The 18,180-nt window shown below is 33.3% G+C and carries 11 protein-coding genes; 4 read left to right on the plus strand and 7 right to left on the minus strand.

Features of this window, described 5'->3' with window-relative positions; all coding sequences use genetic code 11:
- Window positions 1–60 precede the first annotated feature (60 nt).
- The 3 genes from A4F88_RS24625 to A4F88_RS24635 all read right to left on the minus strand — a co-directional run bounded on the left by A4F88_RS24625 (window position 61) and on the right by A4F88_RS24635 (window position 4,903).
- The gene (locus A4F88_RS24625) at window positions 61–1,365 is read right to left on the minus strand and encodes an O-acetylhomoserine aminocarboxypropyltransferase/cysteine synthase family protein (RefSeq protein ID WP_068845782.1); all 1,305 of its coding nucleotides are present in this window, start codon (window positions 1,363–1,365) and stop codon (window positions 61–63) included.
- Between the two features lie 83 nt (window positions 1,366–1,448).
- Window positions 1,449–1,637, minus strand: coding sequence for a hypothetical protein (locus tag A4F88_RS24630; protein WP_068845783.1), 189 nt, complete (start codon window positions 1,635–1,637; stop codon window positions 1,449–1,451).
- A 419-nt stretch (window positions 1,638–2,056) separates the two neighbouring features.
- Window positions 2,057–4,903 carry a TonB-dependent receptor plug domain-containing protein gene (locus A4F88_RS24635; RefSeq protein ID WP_068845784.1) on the minus strand — a complete coding sequence of 949 codons (2,847 nt, stop codon included), beginning with the start codon at window positions 4,901–4,903 and terminating at the stop codon, window positions 2,057–2,059.
- A 526-nt stretch (window positions 4,904–5,429) separates the two neighbouring features.
- Between A4F88_RS24635 and metK the strand changes: the two genes are divergently transcribed.
- The gene (metK, locus tag A4F88_RS24640) at window positions 5,430–6,680 is read left to right on the plus strand and encodes a methionine adenosyltransferase (protein ID WP_068845786.1); all 1,251 of its coding nucleotides are present in this window, start codon (window positions 5,430–5,432) and stop codon (window positions 6,678–6,680) included.
- Window positions 6,681–6,842: 162 nt separating this feature from the next.
- On the opposite strand, the gene A4F88_RS24645 is transcribed toward metK, so the two are convergent.
- On the minus strand, window positions 6,843–8,309 hold the full coding sequence (locus A4F88_RS24645) for a M28 family metallopeptidase (RefSeq protein ID WP_068845788.1): 1,467 nt from the start codon (window positions 8,307–8,309) through the stop codon (window positions 6,843–6,845).
- A 179-nt stretch (window positions 8,310–8,488) separates the two neighbouring features.
- Here A4F88_RS24645 and A4F88_RS24650 point away from each other — a divergent pair, with 179 nt between their 5' ends.
- The gene (locus tag A4F88_RS24650) at window positions 8,489–10,264 is read left to right on the plus strand and encodes a DUF4153 domain-containing protein (RefSeq protein WP_068845790.1); all 1,776 of its coding nucleotides are present in this window, start codon (window positions 8,489–8,491) and stop codon (window positions 10,262–10,264) included.
- A gap of 63 nt (window positions 10,265–10,327) precedes the next feature.
- Here the strand turns inward: A4F88_RS24650 and A4F88_RS24655 are convergent, their stop codons facing one another.
- From A4F88_RS24655 to A4F88_RS24665, 3 genes are all read right to left on the minus strand, one after another.
- The gene (locus A4F88_RS24655) at window positions 10,328–12,571 is read right to left on the minus strand and encodes a hypothetical protein (protein ID WP_068845792.1); all 2,244 of its coding nucleotides are present in this window, start codon (window positions 12,569–12,571) and stop codon (window positions 10,328–10,330) included.
- A gap of 91 nt (window positions 12,572–12,662) precedes the next feature.
- The gene (locus A4F88_RS24660; RefSeq protein WP_068845794.1) at window positions 12,663–15,350 is read right to left on the minus strand and encodes a carboxypeptidase-like regulatory domain-containing protein; all 2,688 of its coding nucleotides are present in this window, start codon (window positions 15,348–15,350) and stop codon (window positions 12,663–12,665) included.
- A 33-nt stretch (window positions 15,351–15,383) separates the two neighbouring features.
- Window positions 15,384–16,298: a GLPGLI family protein gene (locus A4F88_RS24665; RefSeq protein WP_068845795.1), complete on the minus strand. Its 915-nt coding sequence runs from the start codon at window positions 16,296–16,298 to the stop codon at window positions 15,384–15,386.
- A 223-nt stretch (window positions 16,299–16,521) separates the two neighbouring features.
- Between A4F88_RS24665 and A4F88_RS24670 the strand changes: the two genes are divergently transcribed.
- Window positions 16,522–17,337 (plus strand): hypothetical protein, encoded by an 816-nt coding sequence (locus A4F88_RS24670; RefSeq protein WP_068845797.1) that lies wholly within the window; start codon window positions 16,522–16,524, stop codon window positions 17,335–17,337.
- Window positions 17,337–17,951 carry a deoxynucleoside kinase gene (locus tag A4F88_RS24675; RefSeq protein WP_068845799.1) on the plus strand — a complete coding sequence of 205 codons (615 nt, stop codon included), beginning with the start codon at window positions 17,337–17,339 and terminating at the stop codon, window positions 17,949–17,951. Before A4F88_RS24670 ends, A4F88_RS24675 begins: the two co-directional genes overlap by 1 nt.
- The last annotated feature ends 229 nt before the right edge of the window (window positions 17,952–18,180 follow it).

An 18,180-nucleotide genomic window follows, 5' to 3' on the forward strand; every position in this document is an offset into this window, starting at 1 on the left:
ATCACCTCTAGCAGAACTCACGCTGCTAAAGGCAATTTTTCAAACAAAAAACAAAAAAACCTAATTTTTATTAATGCTGTATTGCGATTGGGTAACGTTTGCGAAAGCAACCTGCAAATCAGCTATTAAATCTTCGATATCTTCAAGTCCGACAGAAAGTCGAACCAGATCTTTTGAAACTCCTGTTTCTAATTGTTCTGCATCAGACAATTGCTGGTGTGTTGTACTTGCCGGATGAATGATTAGTGATTTGGTATCACCAATATTAGCCAGAAGTGAGAACAATTTTGTTTGGTCTACCACTTTTTTAGCAGCTTCAAAACCGCCTTTTAGTCCAAATGTGATAACACCACTTTGTCCTTTTGGTAAATATTGTTGTGCCAAATCATAATATTTATTGTTTTTTAAACCCGGATAATTTACCCAGACTACCTCATCTTGTTTTTCTAACCAAGAGGCCAAAGCCAAAGCATTTTCACTATGCTTCTGGATTCGGATGGGTAATGTTTCTAATCCCTGAATGATCTGAAATGCATTAAACGGACTTAAAGCTGCGCCAAAATCACGTAACCCTTCGATTCTTGCTTTTGCAATGAAGGCTGCATTTCCCAGAGCTTCGTGATACACTAATCCGTGATACCCTGCAGAAGGTTCTGTAAACTCAGGAAATTTTCCGTTTGACCAGTCAAATTTTCCTGCATCGATAATCACACCACCTAAAGAAGTTCCGTTTCCTGAAATATATTTGGTTAAGGAGTGAATCACAATATCTGCCCCATGCTCAATTGGATTCAATAAATAAGGTGTAGCAACGGTATTGTCTACAATAAAAGGAACTTTAAAGTTTTTGGCTTCTGCCGAAATTCCTTTTAAGTCCAAAACGTCTAATTTTGGATTTCCTAAAGATTCTACAAAAAAGGCTCTTGTGTTTTCTTTGGCTGCTTTAGTGAAATTTTCCGGTTTTGAAGGATCTACAAAAGTTGTTGTAATCCCTAAACGTGGTAAGGTTACACTTAAAAGATTATAAGTTCCGCCATATAAACTATTAGAAGCTACAATATGATCTCCGGCTTTTAGCAAAGTCAATAAAGTAGTAGAAATTGCTGATGCTCCTGATGCTGTAACGACAGCTGCAATTCCGCCTTCCAGCGCTGCAAGTCGTTGTTCTAAGATATCATTTGTCGGGTTATTTAACCGGGTGTAAATAAATCCGGACTCAGCTAGACCAAATAAATTGGCAGCCTGATCTGAATCGTTAAACACATATGATGATGTTTGATAAATTGGTACTGCTCTTGTTCCTGCATTTTTAGTAACATCGTGTCCTGCATGTAGTGCGTTTGTGGCAAATTTTTGTGTACTCATGATTTCTTAGTTTTTAGGTATTGTTAATACTATTATATATTGTTATTTGATTTTTGAAATGGTTATTGAATTTTGAATTCGGTTTAAGCAAAAAAATCTTCTGCTTCTTCTTCAAGATCATACATTTGAAAAAGCAATGATTTTTGATTTTTTATATTCTGCTCTGTATTTATTCTGATAACTTCTCTTGTTATCTCTTCTGATTTAGTGTTGTTGTTTTGAGAATCGTTTCTCAACAAATATTCTACTGCTATTGAGTTTAGTGTTTTCATAATTTGTAATTTAAAAGTGTTGAAATGAAAAAAGCCCTTTCGGATGGCGACCAAAAGGGCTTATAGTTTAACTATAACAAAGATTGGATCTTTTACTTTTGGCAACAGCAAGGTTGGATGCACATTTGCATCATACTACAACACATCATGTTTTTTCTTGCTATTGTTTTCATTTCAATTTAAAATTTAATTCTTTTTTTAAACTCGACTAATTCGATAGAGTAAATGTAATATATATTTATTTAACTGCCAAATAAAATTTTGATATTTATCATTAAAATTATTTAATTCACCAAATTCAGGCAATTACAGCTGAATTCTACTGAAGAAGTTTAGCCACAGATTAAAAGCTGACACTGATTTTAAAATCAATGCTAATTCGTTTCATCTTTATAATCTGTGGCAGACTCATTCAATACTTAAAATTTAAAGCTTAAACGGGCAAATCCAAATCTTCCGTTTAGTCCAAATTGTGATACTGCTCTTGAATAGGCAAACTGATTTGCATTTGTTAAATCTGTACTTGGCGCAGGAGACAATGTTGGTGTTGTATTGGTAAATGCCGGAGTTGAAGGATTATTTCTGTCCGGATATACATCTCCTATATTATTAAACCCAAGTGTGAATCTGAATTTCTCGTTAATCTGATATCCAAAAGATAAATCAGTAACTATTTTTGAGCTGTAAACAGGGTGTTCGTAAACTGAAGATGATCCGTCTAAGTTTACATCTGTTGCCCCAGGATCTGTTACTTTTCCAAAATAACTGTTTCTTAAATAAATATCCAGTTTTTTAATGCTGAATGTTGTCATTAAATTTGCTTTTAGTTTTGGAATTGCTTCTTCTAAATAAATTCGGCTTGATTCCGGGAAAAATGAATATTTATAAGGATCTCCACCTGCATTAATAATGGATTGAGGAACATTTAAGTCTCCTACTCTTTTGGTTTCGTTGTAACTCAATGCAAAATCATTTCTGATTACAAAATCCGGGATTACATCGTATTTTTGAGAAATTACCACATCGATACCTTTTGTTTCAGAGTTGATTCCGTTTGTCCAGAACGAAGCTCTCTCTACTCCTTTTAAATCAAATGCCTGTTGAAACAGAGTCAGTGCATCTTTTTGTTCCGGCGAAGTAGCTGCATTTATCTGCGCATCTGTTGGTCTTGAATATTGTCCTGTTAATACTACCCTGTCATCGATTCTTGTAAAATAAGCATCGGTTGCAATCGTAATATTTGCTTCCGGGATTTTGAATGTAAATCCTGTACTGATACTTTTAGATTTTTCTGGTTTCAGGTTTTCAACTCCAATACTTTTTGCTGCCTGCGAATCATTTGTAAAATAACCTACCTGATATGGTGAGCCATTTATAAATTGGGTTGAACTTGATTCAAAATATTTTTGTTGTAATGATGGCGCTCTAAATCCGGTTTGCCCTGAAATTCTCCAGTTGATATTATCATTTAGTTTTAAAAGAGAAGCCAGTTTAAAAATTACGGTACTTCCAAAATCGGAATAATTTTCATAACGTGCAGCTCCGTTTATAAGCCAGTTTTTGGTAGCACTTAATTCTAAATCTACATAAGCTGCTCCGCTTTTTCTGTTTTTTTCTTTAGCATCCGAAGGCTGAAATCCTGAAAATCCCTGTGCTCCTGCTCCGCGTTTGTTTCCAAAAAAGTCTGTTACAATTAATGGTGAATTACTTGGCAAAATTCCTGAAACTAAATTTCCGTTTATATCATACAATCCATAAGAAGCTTCTTCTCCTGGTTTGATCTGATAGTTTTCATATCTGAACTCTCCACCAAAAGCAACGTTTAATCCTTCTAAAACATCCAGCTTTTTACTTAAATCTAAATTGGTAGTGCTTTGCAAAAATGAAACTTTTCCTGCATCAAAACTCGAAGCCGAATTGGTTCCTAAAGTAGCATTAATAGTATTGTTTACATCATATTGAAAAGAGTTTGTTCCTAAGTTTGTACTAAGGTCTGTATCAAAACCAAATAATTCTGTGGTCACTCCAATGGCAGATGAAGCATCTAAAATATTAGATTGTATTTCTGGCAGGAATCCGTTTTGATACACTTGCGTGAAAGTTCCGGAACCGTTTGGCAATCTGTTAAAAGCATATGATTTTCCGTTTCTATATGAAACTCCACCAAAAGAATATAAAGCTGTAGTCTCTGTTAACGGATACTTTGTATTATAATACAATTGTCCCGAAGCCAGTTCTGACTGACCAACACTCATATTGTAATCGCTTCTTTCCTGACCTCTGTATGCTAATTCATTATTGGTTACATCAAAATTCAAAGCAGTCTGCATCTGTGCCAATGTTGTTGCTGATGAAATAGCAGTTTGCTGTGCCGGTGTAAAATAACCTACTTGTGGTGCATATTGCTTTAATGAATTTAGAATTTGTGTGGTATTTGGAGTGTTATTAATGTTGCTGAACAATGAGTTAATAGCAACACCGTTTTGCGCAGCTCTGTTTTCGACAGCATTGTAAGCATTAAAAATACCATTGCTTCTAATTCCTGCCCTGCTTGTGGCCTGTCTTGTTACTGCACTACCTGTTATGTTCAGGAAACTTCCGGGTTTCCCTAAAGAGGTTCCGTAGTTTAGGTCTACTTGTACAGTCTGACCATCGGCTCCTCCTTTAAAGTTATTAGATCCTGAAGATAAATTAGTCCCGTACTGAATACCTCCCGAAATAAAGTTGGCATTCTTTTTTAATACAATATTAATAACTCCTGCAATGGCATCAGAACCATATTGAGCAGCAGCTCCATCTCGTAAAACTTCAATTCTTTCGATCGCAAAAGACGGAATGGCATTTAAATCTGTTCCAACAGATCCTCTTCCCGGTGATCCGTTTATGTTCACTAACGCACTTGTATGTCTTCGTTTACCGTTTACCAATATCAAAACCTGATCCGGTCCTAAACCTCTTAATTGTGCCGGATCGACGTGATCTGTTGCATCAGCGGTAGAAGTTGCATTACTGGTAAAGGATGGTGCAACATAATTTAAGATCTGGGTAACGCTTGTTTGCGGAGATCCTTTTGTTATATCTGATATATTAAAAACATCAACAGGAACAGGAACATCTGTTTTTACCCGGTTTTTACTTCTGGATCCTACTATCGTTACTTCCGATAATTCATTGTTCTTTAATGTATCCTGCTCTTTTTTATTATCCTGAGCATAGATTCCAGAAAATGTTAAAAGACCTAATGCGATTACTACATTTTTTTTCATTGTTTTTCTGATTTTATTATTTTGATGTAAAAAAAATTGTACAGTTTGGTTTCCTTTTTAAATAAAAAAACCCCTGCTGTTAGCAGAGGTTCTATATTAAGTCTTGAAAAAAACTACAACAGCGTCTCTGCGGAAGGCTCCGGCATCTTACAAGACATCATGTTGCAAACTGTTAATTTCATTCTTTCTATTATTTTGATGGGGCAAATTTGCAAACTATTTTTTAATCAACCAAACAAAAACAGAAATAATTTCTATTACCCTATCAATTTAGTATGTTTGTGTTAAATTTCTGTTTATAAAAATAAAAAAAGTTGAACTTTGATTTGCAAATCAAAATGGTTTTATACCTTTGCACGCGAATACAGAGGAAAAATTTGAACTGATTGCAACCTCTTCATAATGAAATGGTTCGTTATGGATGCTGAAAGATTGATTTCAGTAGTAAAAAATGCTAAAGCAGAAACTCTTCTTTAGCTTTTTCAGCAATTATTTTCCTCGCTTAATTTTAATTTAATAAATTATTATGGCTTATTTATTTACGTCAGAATCTGTTAGTGAAGGGCATCCAGACAAAGTTGCAGATCAAATTTCGGATGCATTAATTGATAATTTTCTGGCATTTGATGCTGACTCAAAAGTAGCTTGTGAAACTCTTGTTACTACAGGTCAGGTAATTTTAGCTGGTGAAGTAAAATCGAATACATATCTTGATGTGCAGCAAATTGCCCGTGATGTAATCCGTAAAATTGGATATACAAAAAGCGAGTATATGTTTGAGGCAAATTCTTGTGGAATTCTTTCTGCAATTCATGAACAATCAGCAGATATTAATCAAGGGGTTGACAGAGCTAAGCCAGAAGAGCAAGGTGCAGGAGACCAGGGAATGATGTTTGGTTACGCAACTAACGAAACTGACAACTACATGCCATTGGCACTTGATTTATCTCATAGCTTATTACAGGAATTAGCAATTTTAAGACGTGAGAATAAAGAAATCACTTATTTACGTCCTGATGCAAAATCGCAGGTAACTTTAGAATATAGCGATGATAACAAACCAACCCGTATTGATGCGATTGTAATCTCTACTCAACACGATGATTTTGATGAAGAAGCTGCTATGCTGGCTAAAATCAAAAAAGATATTATCGAAATTTTGATTCCAAGAATCATTGCTAAAAATCCAACTCACGCGCATTTATTCAATGATAAAATCAACTACCATATTAACCCAACAGGAAAATTCGTTATTGGAGGACCTCACGGAGATACTGGTTTAACAGGAAGAAAAATTATTGTTGATACTTACGGTGGTAAAGGTGCTCACGGTGGTGGTGCATTTTCTGGAAAAGATCCAAGTAAAGTAGACAGAAGTGCTGCTTATGCTACACGTCATATCGCTAAAAACTTAGTTGCTGCAGGTGTTGCTGATGAGATTTTAGTTCAGGTTTCTTATGCAATTGGAGTTGCTGAACCAATGGGAATTTTCATTGAAACTTACGGAACTTCTAAAGTAAACTTAACTAACGGTGAAATTGCTAAAAAAGTAGAAGCTATCTTCGATATGCGTCCTTACTTTATTGAGCAACGTTTGAAATTAAGAAATCCTATTTATAGTGAAACTGCCGCTTATGGTCACATGGGACGTAAACCGGAAACTGTAACTAAAACTTTTTCTGCTCCCGGAGGAAATGAAAAAACAGTTACTGTTGAATTGTTTACATGGGAAAAACTTGACTTTGTAGACCAGGTAAAAGCTGCATTTGGATTGTAATTTTAGATTACCAGACTAAATTAGATTGTTAGACAACTAATTTACTCTTAAACATAAAAAAGAGGCTATCTATTTATTTAGATAGCCTCTTTTATTTTTAGTGAGATTTATATTTAAATCTTATGTGTTATTTGAATAAAGATCAAACACATATATAATTCTTTATCGCTCTAATTGTACATTAGGTAATGTTTTAGGGCGAGAAGGATCATTAGATAAAATCCAGCCGGTGCGGTAAATCCACTCTGTCATTTTGTGCAATTTTACGAAATCAATATTTTCTGATTCGTCCATTGGTGTGTGGTATTGACTGTGCAAAACACTGGTATAGAAAACAGATGGGATTCCTTTTCTTGCATATGGCAAATGGTCGGAACGGAAGTAAAAATATTCCGGATGTTCCGGTCTGTCCCAAAGTTTATCCAGGTCAAATTTCGGCCCTTCATCATTTGCTTTTTTAGCAATGGCAACTAAATCTGAAGAGTTTTCATGTGGAGAACTGGAACCCAAAAGAGCAGCCTGATTTACATTGTTTCTACCAATCATGTCACCATTTAATACTGCAATAATATCCTTTTCAGGAACTGTTGGATGCGAAGCATACCATCTTGAACCTAATAAACCACGCTCTTCTGAACCATGGAATACAAACAAAGAGGTTCTTTTTCCTGGTTGTTTTTTATACGCTCGTGCAATAGCCAGCATTGCTACACATGTACTTGCATTATCATCAGCTCCGTTATAAATAGAATCCTGTCCATATTTTTGACGAACTCCGTCATGATCCTGATGTCCGCTGAAAAGAACATACTCGTTTTTTAATTTAGGATCTGTTCCTTCAATTTTCCCAACTACATTTACTGAAGGATACTTATAGGTTTCAGAAACTACTTCTGTTGATAATAGATCTTTAGTACTTTTTAAATATTCCAATTGATTATTGTGTACCCAGAAAACTGGCATTGTCGCCCCAATTTTATCACGAAAACCTTCGATTCCGTAAATACCTCTTGTCATTTGTGGTTCAACCTGAGACCAGCTTTGTTCAGCCAGTTCATCAGCGACCATAATAAGCGCTGTTGCCCCTTTTTTTACTACAAGGTCATAATATTTATTTCGAACAAGCCCCGGATAACGTCTGTCAAAAAGCGAAATATCATCTGCAATTCCTTCTTTCGAAGCTAATAAAACAACTGCTTTTCCTTTTACATCTGCTTTTTCAATTTCTTCTTTAGTAGCAGCTCCCAAATATACTAATGGTGCCTCTACTTTTATGTTTGTGGTTTCAGCTACAAGAACATCTTTCCATAATTTAAATTCTTTTTGCCCAATTTTAAACTTGGTGTTAGGCGTTACCTGATGTCTGTACAAATCAAAAAACTGAAAATAAGTTCCGTCATCACCAGCTGGCAACATTCCTGCTTCTTTGGCTTTATTGGCCAACCACATCGATACTTTTAGTTCGTCTAAAGTTCCTGCTTCCCGACCATTAAAATGATCACCAGCCATCTGGTACATATCGGTTTTAAGGTCTTTATCTGTAATTGCTGAAACTAACGGTTTTTTAATTGCCTGCGAAAAAACTACTCCTCCGTAAGCAATCAAAACGAGGATCATTTTATTTTTCATACGTTTTAATTTAATATTCCAAACTTAATCATTTATCGATAAAAAATTGCTTCCTGTTATTCGAAATAATACTGAAATACAAAATCAATAAAATGATGATACCATTTTTTTATCATTATTATTTTTATTTGTTTATCTCTTACAATTTGTCTTTCTTAGTACAAAATAACTGATTAAAAATGAGCAGACTTCCATCATTACAAAATGTTTTAAAATCAACACAAAAGACAATTCTCAGGTTTCCATTAGAAATTATAATTTCAATTTCAGGAACTATTTTTGCTATTATTCTTAATGAATTAAAATATAACGATCCTAATAAGGAGCTTTATCAAAAGGCACTTATGAGTTGTTCTTTATGTCTGGTTTTATTTCTTTCTGTGAGTTTGTTTTTTATAGCTGCAAAAAAGAATACTCTTCTGCGTTTCATTACGAGTATTGCACTTGGCAGTCTAATTTTTCTTTTTGTTTTTAACTTTCATCAATATATTACTGAAATAGAGATACAACAATTTTTCGTGCTTAGTATCGCTTTACATTTATTGGTTTCGTTTGCCGGATTTCTTCCAAGGGTTTACAATCAGGATGAGTTTTGGGAATTCAATAAACAACTTTTTCTCCGAATTCTCACGGCTGGTCTGTATAGTGTGGTATTGTATTCCGGTTTAGCATTGGCAATCCTGGCGATTGATAAGTTGTTTAATGTGAAGTTTTACAATGATATTTATCTCCACATCTTTTTTGTCATTGCCGGAATCTTTAATACTACTTTTTTCTTAAGCGGAGTTCCGGAGATTAATAATGCCGAAAATCCTTTGGTTTTGAATTACCCAAAAGGACTTAAAAATTTTACTCAATATGTCTTATTGCCTTTAATAAGCTTGTATCTGGTAATCTTAATCTGTTACGAAGCAAAAATCATTGTAACACAGTCTTTACCTGTTGGATGGGTTTCGTATCTGGTCCTTGTATTTGCTGTTTTTGGAATTCTCTCTTTTTTACTGGTTCATCCCATCGCTACAGAAACGAAGAATCTTTGGATGAGAACTTTTAACCGTTGGTTTTATTTACTGTTAATCCCATTATTAGGATTATTGTTTTGGGCTATTTTGTACCGAATCAATCTTTACGGGTTTACTCATGAACGCTATTATGTACTGTTATTATCTATATGGCTTTCTATAGTTGTAGCGTATTTTTTAATTCAAAAACAACCTAAAATAAAATTTATTCCTATAAGTATGTGCCTTGCTGCCTTACTTACTTTAGTTGGTCCTCAAAGTGCTAATTCAATTTCAAGAAACAGTCAGCTTTCCAGATTTGCAACTTATATGCAAAATCCAGATTCTAAAAAACTAACATTTGAGCAGGAACAGGACTTAAGTAGTATTGTTTCTTTTTTAGAAGAAAATTACGGGGTAGAAATTATGGTTCCGTATGCTAAAAATAAGCTGGACGCACTGCTTAAAAAAGATAAATCCCCAAGTGATTATAAAATTATGAAAGCTTTGGGGTATGAATACCGATCTGAATATGATCGAAAAAATGATACAGACAACAGCTTCTATTATTATTTTTATGGAAATGACGATAATAAAGTAGAAAACATTCACGGACAGGACTTTTTGTTTTCTATCTATAACAACAATGATTTTGATTGTAATAACTGTACTTCAATAAATGGTAAAACTTATACGATAAAATCAAAAGGAACTACTTATGGCGTGGATTTACAAATCAATCAGGACATCATCCCGATAAGAATAAATGATTTTGTTAATGCAAATTCAGCCTTTAGGAACAACAATAATTCTGATGAAAAAATTGTACAAAAAATAGACGATCCTAAATACACCATCGCATTGACTTATATTAATGCAAATGGTACAATTGAAAAAGGAAAAAAAGTTCTAAACAATTACCAGATCAAAGTAATGATAGCCATTAAAAAATAAAAAAGAACCCGACAAAATATAAAATCTTGTCGGGTTCATTTTTATATCAGATGATTATAAAATCTAATACATTCCGTTTTGCATTTTGTTTAATGTTGCTCTGATTTCTCCAGCGGTTTCTTCTTCTACATCTGCGTTTAGGTATTTAACAGCCAGTGTTTGTGTTTGAATCGCCTTGTCTTTTTGCCCGTCTTTATAATACAATTGCGCCAGGGTATCTAAATAATATGGATTATTTTTTGTTATAACCAAACTATATTCTGACCATGTAATGGCACGTTTTATAAAATCACTGTTTTCAGCTTTTAATACTACCGTCCAGGCAACAGAATTACAAAGATTTGAATGGTATTCTTTAAACGCATTCCAGCCGTCATAAGCAAAATCAGAATTGGAGTCCAGAGAAGAATAGATGGCATCCAGTCTTTCTATTGGATTTCCTGTTTTTGATCCCAGATTAGAATTAAAATAAGTATCGAACTCTTTTAGAAAAGAAATATCTGATCCATTTTTATCTTCAATCTGGCCTAAATTAAAGTAACTTCTGTATAACTCAAAATTAGCTTTTCCTGATGCGATAATTTTTTTATATAATTCTGCAATTTTAGCCTGATTTACTGCTTCCGGAGCTTTGTTTTGAACCACGTAACTATTTTGTTGTAATGCCGAAGAAATTTCAGAAATCACATTCCCTAAGGTATGCGTTTCGCCTTCTGTACTATTGAATGCTAAACGGTTTTCTTCTATAGCGTCAGAATGTTTTAAAAAATAATCAATAGAAAGAAAATCAGTATCATTTAAAATTCGGTCTTCGTTATCAATCTGTTTTGTAAAGCCCTGATTCTTGATTTCTTTTAAAATTGTTTCTACCAAATACATATTTGGTTTTGTGTCTTTTTGATGTGCTTCGATTAATTTTTTCCAGATTTGCGCAACTTCTTTTTTATCTAAAGTTGTATTTACAAACTTAAATTCAGTTGAAGTAACATCAGTTGAAGTAGCATCAGTTTCATAATCATACGGAATCTCAAGAACAGCAATTTTATTAAAAGCCATAATCAAATCAGTATCTGATGTCTTTTTATTTTTAATTGTCTTATCAAAAGTCAACAAACCATCCGCTCTTTGCAATTTCTTATAAACACCATCGTAATAACCAAACTGATATTGTTTATCTGTCAAATTAGATTTTGCAGTCGCCAAAATATCTCCGTTTCCATTTAAAACCAAAACACTCGGACTGTTTGTAATTTTATTTGTTTTTAACCATTTCTTATCATCAGCAGTGGTAAGATAATAATTAAACAAATCGTATTGTGGGTTGTATGTATCATACATACTATAGCTGATCTGAGTTTCCTGATTTTTTACAAAAGCATCAAAATCAGTTTTAGCCGAAGGATTTTTATCTTCAAAAGCAACCGCTAAAAATTTGGTTTTAGCCATTTTAGTTGCTGTAAGAGCATTTTTTAGGTTATCTTCTATTTTTAGTTTAAAATCAATTTGTTTTGAGACATAAGCATCTGTAGCAGGTGGCGCTATAGCTGTAGTATCTGCTGCAACACCAGATCCAAAATCTTCTGTAATGAAAGGCTCTTTTCCGGGATAAGTCCAATTTAATACTGTTTGATTTTCAAGAGGTTTGACTTTAGATGTTTTTTCAGGCTTTACATCTTTCTCATTTACAAACACTAAAGGATCTCGTCCTGACTGCTCAGAAATTTTTAATTCATTTGTTTTTCTGTCAAACAATCCGGCAATCTTTAAATCTGTTAAAAGTGCCGGTTCATAACTAACTGCAACTTCAGAAACATCTTTTGGTAATGCATATTTAAAAACATTACTTTGTCCGTTATAATCTTCGTAAACCAGATACAAAAAATCTGTTTTTTCAATATCAAATTCCAGATCTGTTTTTAGCCATTCCGGATCAACTTTGGTTTTTATATCTGAAACTCTCTGATATTGTACGGTTTCATTTCCTTTTTGGGTTCCTATGTAAAATGAATAATACGACGGATCTAAAAATTTAATTTTAATCTTTTTTGCTTTTTTATCTACTAAAAAAGAAAGATCAAAACCGCTTTCTGATTTATCCTTATTGGCAAAAATTAATGAGTCGCCTTTTACTTTGTATTCGCCTGAATAAAAAACCAACTCGTATTTATTGTCTTCCAATAAATTCAGCTTGATTTTTTGACCTTTATTACCTGAAATATATGTGCCTTTTTCGATTGTTCCGGTCTGCGAAAAAGAAACAGATGTAAAACAAAAGAACATTAAGAAACTCCAAATATAATTACGCATGCTTTAAATTTTAGTTGTTACTATTTAACGCAAAGATATTTCTTTCTTATCGAAAACAAGTCTCAAAAAGACAATTCCTGTAATTAAAATACTATAAATTATATTTCATCGAAAAGATAATGTAACGTGGTTGTACTGTATATTGTGAAACTCTTGTAGAGAACTGCGAGAAGCTGTCATCATTAAGATATTTTGTATTTAGCAAGTTGGTTGCAGATACTTTGTACTCCCATTTACTGTTCTTTTTTTGGTATATTAAACTAGCACTTAAAAAGTCATATTCATTATTGACTGTTTTATTACCATTATAATAATGGTAAAATTCATATTCAGATACAAAAGAAAAGCTGTTCAGGAAATAATAATCTAATCGGGCAAATGGCTTGTCTGTATAGTAAGTTGAACCACTGTATTTATTGATTAAAGCATTGTAACCAACCTCTATATTTGGAACATTTTTATAGTTTGTTGAAGCTTTTACCATATAACTTTGTACAAAACTTTCTGTGGTTGTTAAGGCATTATTCTGAATATTATTAAATTTTGACCAGTTAAGACTTGCACTTGCTGATGCTTTATAGTTCTTTAAAAAGGAGCGTCCGTAAGTTCCCATTCCTGAAAAAGTTTCGTCTGCTAAGTTTGAATTATACGGACTGGAAGATTGATTAATTCCCGTAAAATCGGCTTTTGTTTTTATTGCGTCGACCTTTTTCGTGTAGGTTGCATTGGCAAAAATGTTCTCAAAGTTGAACATATTGTATTTAAAATAACGCAAAGAGTGTACTTGAGAAGTTGCATTTTCTAAGAAACGATTTCCTCGAAACAAACTACTGTAATTGGATAAAACATAACCTGCCGCCAATTGATTAATATCTGTAAAATCATTGGTCAAGGAGAAATTATATGTTAAGGTTTCTGATTTTTTTATTTGATACAAGGCAAAAAAGTCAGGCAGTACTTTCATAAAATTTTGTGCATAATCAGTTCCCAATTGTGTGTTTTTCATGGTGTATGAATGCACACTAACTCCCGGGGTTAAGGTAAATTTTCCCGCTAAAATTTTATAATGAAATCCCAGGAACACATCATTAAAATTATAATTAACCTTATTGTTATTTTCAGGATCATTTAAATCGTTTTTATCTCCGTTATCCAAAATCTGAAAAATATGAGAATTAAAATCCTGATATGAAAACGTATTTCCTACTGTAATATTGATATTACTTTTTGGTGTCACCATATAATAGTAATCCAATTTAGCATCTACTTTATTAGTTTTTACAAATCGATCCTGATTGAGATCGTTTCTGTTTTGTCCCGGAATGTAATCTGATAAGCTAAAAGGCTGTGTACGTAAATTAGCATTGTAAAACGGGTTTTCATCCTGATACAAATGCTGCATTTCAAACGCAAAAATATTCTTTGTGTTTTTTGTGTAATACAAACTCAGGTTTTGGTTTATCGATGTTGGATCTTGTTTTTTATCTGTAAAAATGGTTTCTGTGGTTGTTCCTTTATTGTCTATCACTTCTCGCAACAAATCTCCATCTTCGTTTTGTTTGGATATTTTGGTTAAGATGTCATAATCAAACTGAAATTTATCATTGGGTTTATAAGTGGAACTCAGTTTAAAAAGTCCTAAATTATTTTTTTGATGTGTGAGTTCATCACTTTTTTGCTGATCTCCGGAAGACAAAATGGTAGTTTGCGATTTGGTTTCCATATCTGTTTTTGAAGTCGACAATATTCCAAACCCGCTAATATTCCATTTTTTTGTAATGGAATAAGCAAAATTTGTCGCTCCAAATTTGGTTTCAATTTCCTTAGCACGATCGTTTCTTAATATCGAAATCCCTAAGTCGTTTGATGAAACATTAAAGCTGCTTCCGCCCTTTTTCATCAGGTTTTTAAATCCTCCCGTAAACTTAAAATAATCCTGGGCTGTAAGAGGTAATTCTCCAATATTATTAAAATTGGTAATCAGATTAATACTGTATTTTGGACTGTAATAAAACAATTTAGGATTTATAATATAGCGACTGTCGAGTTCTCCAACTCCGGTTCCGGCAGTTACATCTCCAAACCAAAAGTTCTTTTTACCTTCTTTCAGTTTAATGTTCATTGCCACATTATCCTGATCATTTTCCAGTCCTTTTAGTTGTCCAACTTCATTATAGTTTCTTAGCACCTGGACTTTATCTATCGCATCTGCAGGAATATTTTTAACGCCAAGTTTTGTATCTCCGTCAAAAAAATCTTTTCCTTCAACCATTAACTTGCTGACCTTTTTACCTTCTACTTCAATTTCACCATCTGCATTTACTTCTACTCCGGGCAGTTTCTTTAATACATCTTCGAGTTTCTTTTCTGTTCCGGATTTAAAAGAATCGGCGTTGTATACAATGGTATCTCCTTTTATCGAAACGGGCATTTCACGAACAATTTCAACTCCTTCCAGCTCAATTCCCGCGTCATCCATTACAATGTTCTGAACGATGTTTGCATTTTGTGTGGTAATCGAAATTTCTTTTGACTTCATTCCCAGATAACTTACTTTGACAGAGTACGAAGTATTAGGTTTTAATGTGAGCTGAAACTTTCCTTTATCATTGGTAATTCCGTAAGAATCCATGGCTTTGGTAGTAATATTTACCGCCATGATATTGGCCATTTCTAACGGATTTTTTTTCTCATCCTGAATAAAACCGTCAAAACGAATACTTTGGGCAAAAGATATGGAGGTCATTATAAAAATGACAAAAACAAATATATTTTTCATTGAAAAGATCTAAAGATAGTATACGCCTGAAATTTATCGTCTGATCATTACCGGACCGCCTCCCGGACCACCGTCCCGACCACGATTCATTTCTCTAAATTCTTCCATTTTTTTGATTACTGTTTCATCGTAATCTTTCTGCGAAACTACTTTTCCTTTTTTAGATGGCTTGATCTCGACTTTGTCTTTGGCATTCAACACAATTTTAGAACATAAAATAGTTGTTCGTCCATCATTTACTTCCAGAATCAATCCGGGTAATCCCCAATAATTTTCAGGCCCCTGATTTACAGGAATCTCCGGTGAATACCAGGCTGTAATAACAATTTCTTTTGGTATCTCAAAGTTATCTTCAAAGTTGGTTTTCGTATCTCCTGAAGTTTTCTTAGCATCCGTTTTTTTATCTTCCGGCTTTTTATCGTCGTTGTTTTTAGGTCTGAAATTTCTAAAATCAGTTTTACTGGCTTCTTTTACCGCTGTGGCTTTATAACAGGTATAACCTCCAATTTGTTTGGTTTCAGATTCCATTTTCCAGTTTAGTTTTGGTAAAGAATCAACGACCAGAAATTCTTTGCCCATAAACTCTTTATCTACTGTATACGATTTGGTTTTTACATCTTTATAAAAAGTTCCTCCGCCACCCATAAAAGAGTTCATCATAACCCGCATTCCGCCGCCTTGTTGTCCCGGAGCTTCTAGCTTTTCTTCTTCTTTATAAATAGAAGCCGATTTATCAAAGTTCAGAATAAAAGTCTTTTCCAACATTTGTTTCATTCGCTCTTCTATGTTCTTTTGCATTTCAGGTGTAATATCACGATTCCCCCTCATACCTTCAAATTTTGGTGCCTGCGTTTTTGACTCATAAACAGCCATTCCCTGAAAATCTTTTTGTGCCTGCATTTGACTAAATGCAAGTACCAAAATCATACAAAAACTTATTTTTTTCATTAGACTACATTTTATTTTACTACATCCGATAAAACTTACATTTCAAATGTATTATTAATTTTCAAATATTAAAAGTTAAATATATTAGCACCCTCAAAACATAGACAAAACCGCCTATAATCCAGACTACTATATTACGAAAAGATTCAAAACCAAATCAGGATAATTAAAAATAATCCGTACTGTAGTTTTTTGTAATTTGGCTCTTCAGAAATCTAATCTTATGAGCAAAACGGCACATATCTTTTTATCGCTTTTATTTATTGTCTGTTCCTTCTCTGTTGCTTTATCGCAAAATCAAAAAATAAAAGCTGCTTTAATTTCTCAGTCAACAATCGACACTGATGAATTCTTAGGTTTTGATTCTTTTGGTTATTCTTATCAGATAAAAAACAATGTCTTCAGTAAAAGTAAAGGGAACGAGATATTTGAATATAAAAATGTTTCGTTAGGTCAGATTACCAAAGTTGATTTGCAAAATCCGCTTAAAATTGTACTGTTTTACGAAGATTTTAATACTGTAGTTTTATTAGACAATCAGTTGAATAAAATGACAGAGATTAATTTCTCTTTAAACAACACTCCGATTGTGGTTTCAGGAATTGGAATGTCAACACAAAATCAGCTTTGGGTTTACAATACTTTAAACCAGCAAATCGGACTTTTTGATTATTTAAAAAATGAATATAAAACGGTTTCAACTCCTTTAATAGAAACGATAAAGTATTACCAGACTGATTTTAATACTTTCTTTTGGATCGATAAAAAGAACAATTGGTATTCCTGTGACATTTTTGGCAAAACAACCGCCTTAGGAAAAGTACCTGATTTTGATTCGGTCGAAATCATCAATAATCATCAATTTCTCTACAGTAAGGCTAATTTGTTGTATTTTAAAGACCTTACAGATTCAAACACAGGCTCGTTTTATGGAATTGAAATTTTAGAAAAATCATTTCACAATTTTCATTACAAAGACCAAATTTTATCTATTTTTACAGCTAAAGAAATTTTGAATTATAAAATCGTAACACCGTAATGCACATAGCAATAGCAGGAAATATAGGAGCAGGAAAAACAACTCTAACCAAATTGTTGGCCAAACATTTTAAATGGGAACCCCATTATGAAGATGTGGTTGACAATCCATATCTGGATGATTTTTACCACCAAATGGAGCGTTGGTCATTTAATTTACAAATTTATTTCCTTAACAGTCGCTTCCGTCAGGTATTACAAATTCGTGAAAGTGGTAAGAAAATTATTCAGGACCGAACCATTTATGAAGATGCTCATATTTTTGCTCCCAACTTATATTCAATGGGATTAATGACGAGTCGTGATTTTGAAAATTATACTTCTCTTTTTGAATTAATGGAGTCTTTAGTAAAAGCTCCTGATCTATTAATATACTTAAGAAGCTCTATTCCTAATTTAGTGGGACAAATTCATAAACGCGGACGCGATTACGAAAACTCTATTTCTATTGATTATCTAAGCCGTCTGAACGAAAGATACGAAGCCTGGATTCAGACTTACACTAAAGGAAAATTATTGATCATCGATGTGGATAATATTAATTTTGTTGACAATCCTGAAGATTTAGGAAACATCATTAACAGGATTGATGCTGAATTAAACGGATTGTTTTAGGCTTCATTCTTAAAACAAATAAATCCGTATTGATTTATCTTCTCAATACATACTAAAATATAAAACAGGCTGCCTAAATTATAGACAGCCTGTTTTTTTATTCGGGTTTGTATATTGAAATAATCCTACAATGCGGTCACAATAAACTCGCTTCTTCTGTTCATCTGATGTTCTTCTTCAGAACATTTCACTCCGTCTGAACATCTGTTTACCAGTTGAGATTCGCCAT

The sequence above is a fragment of the Flavobacterium chilense genome, from assembly GCF_001602525.1.
Classification (GTDB): domain Bacteria; phylum Bacteroidota; class Bacteroidia; order Flavobacteriales; family Flavobacteriaceae; genus Flavobacterium; species Flavobacterium chilense.

Coding starts and splice junctions, on each gene's coding strand:
- A4F88_RS24675 (WP_068845799.1), top strand. CDS start 17,337: ATGCACATAGCAATAGCAGGAAATATAGGAGCAGGAAAAACAACTCTA.
- A4F88_RS24655 (WP_068845792.1), bottom strand. CDS start 12,571: ATGCGTAATTATATTTGGAGTTTCTTAATGTTCTTTTGTTTTACATCT.
- A4F88_RS24665 (WP_068845795.1), bottom strand. CDS start 16,298: ATGAAAAAAATAAGTTTTTGTATGATTTTGGTACTTGCATTTAGTCAA.
- A4F88_RS24625 (WP_068845782.1), bottom strand. CDS start 1,365: ATGAGTACACAAAAATTTGCCACAAACGCACTACATGCAGGACACGAT.
- A4F88_RS24670 (WP_068845797.1), top strand. CDS start 16,522: ATGAGCAAAACGGCACATATCTTTTTATCGCTTTTATTTATTGTCTGT.
- A4F88_RS24635 (WP_068845784.1), bottom strand. CDS start 4,903: ATGAAAAAAAATGTAGTAATCGCATTAGGTCTTTTAACATTTTCTGGA.
- A4F88_RS24645 (WP_068845788.1), bottom strand. CDS start 8,309: ATGAAAAATAAAATGATCCTCGTTTTGATTGCTTACGGAGGAGTAGTT.
- metK (WP_068845786.1), top strand. CDS start 5,430: ATGGCTTATTTATTTACGTCAGAATCTGTTAGTGAAGGGCATCCAGAC.
- A4F88_RS24630 (WP_068845783.1), bottom strand. CDS start 1,637: ATGAAAACACTAAACTCAATAGCAGTAGAATATTTGTTGAGAAACGAT.
- A4F88_RS24660 (WP_068845794.1), bottom strand. CDS start 15,350: ATGAAAAATATATTTGTTTTTGTCATTTTTATAATGACCTCCATATCT.
- A4F88_RS24650 (WP_068845790.1), top strand. CDS start 8,489: ATGAGCAGACTTCCATCATTACAAAATGTTTTAAAATCAACACAAAAG.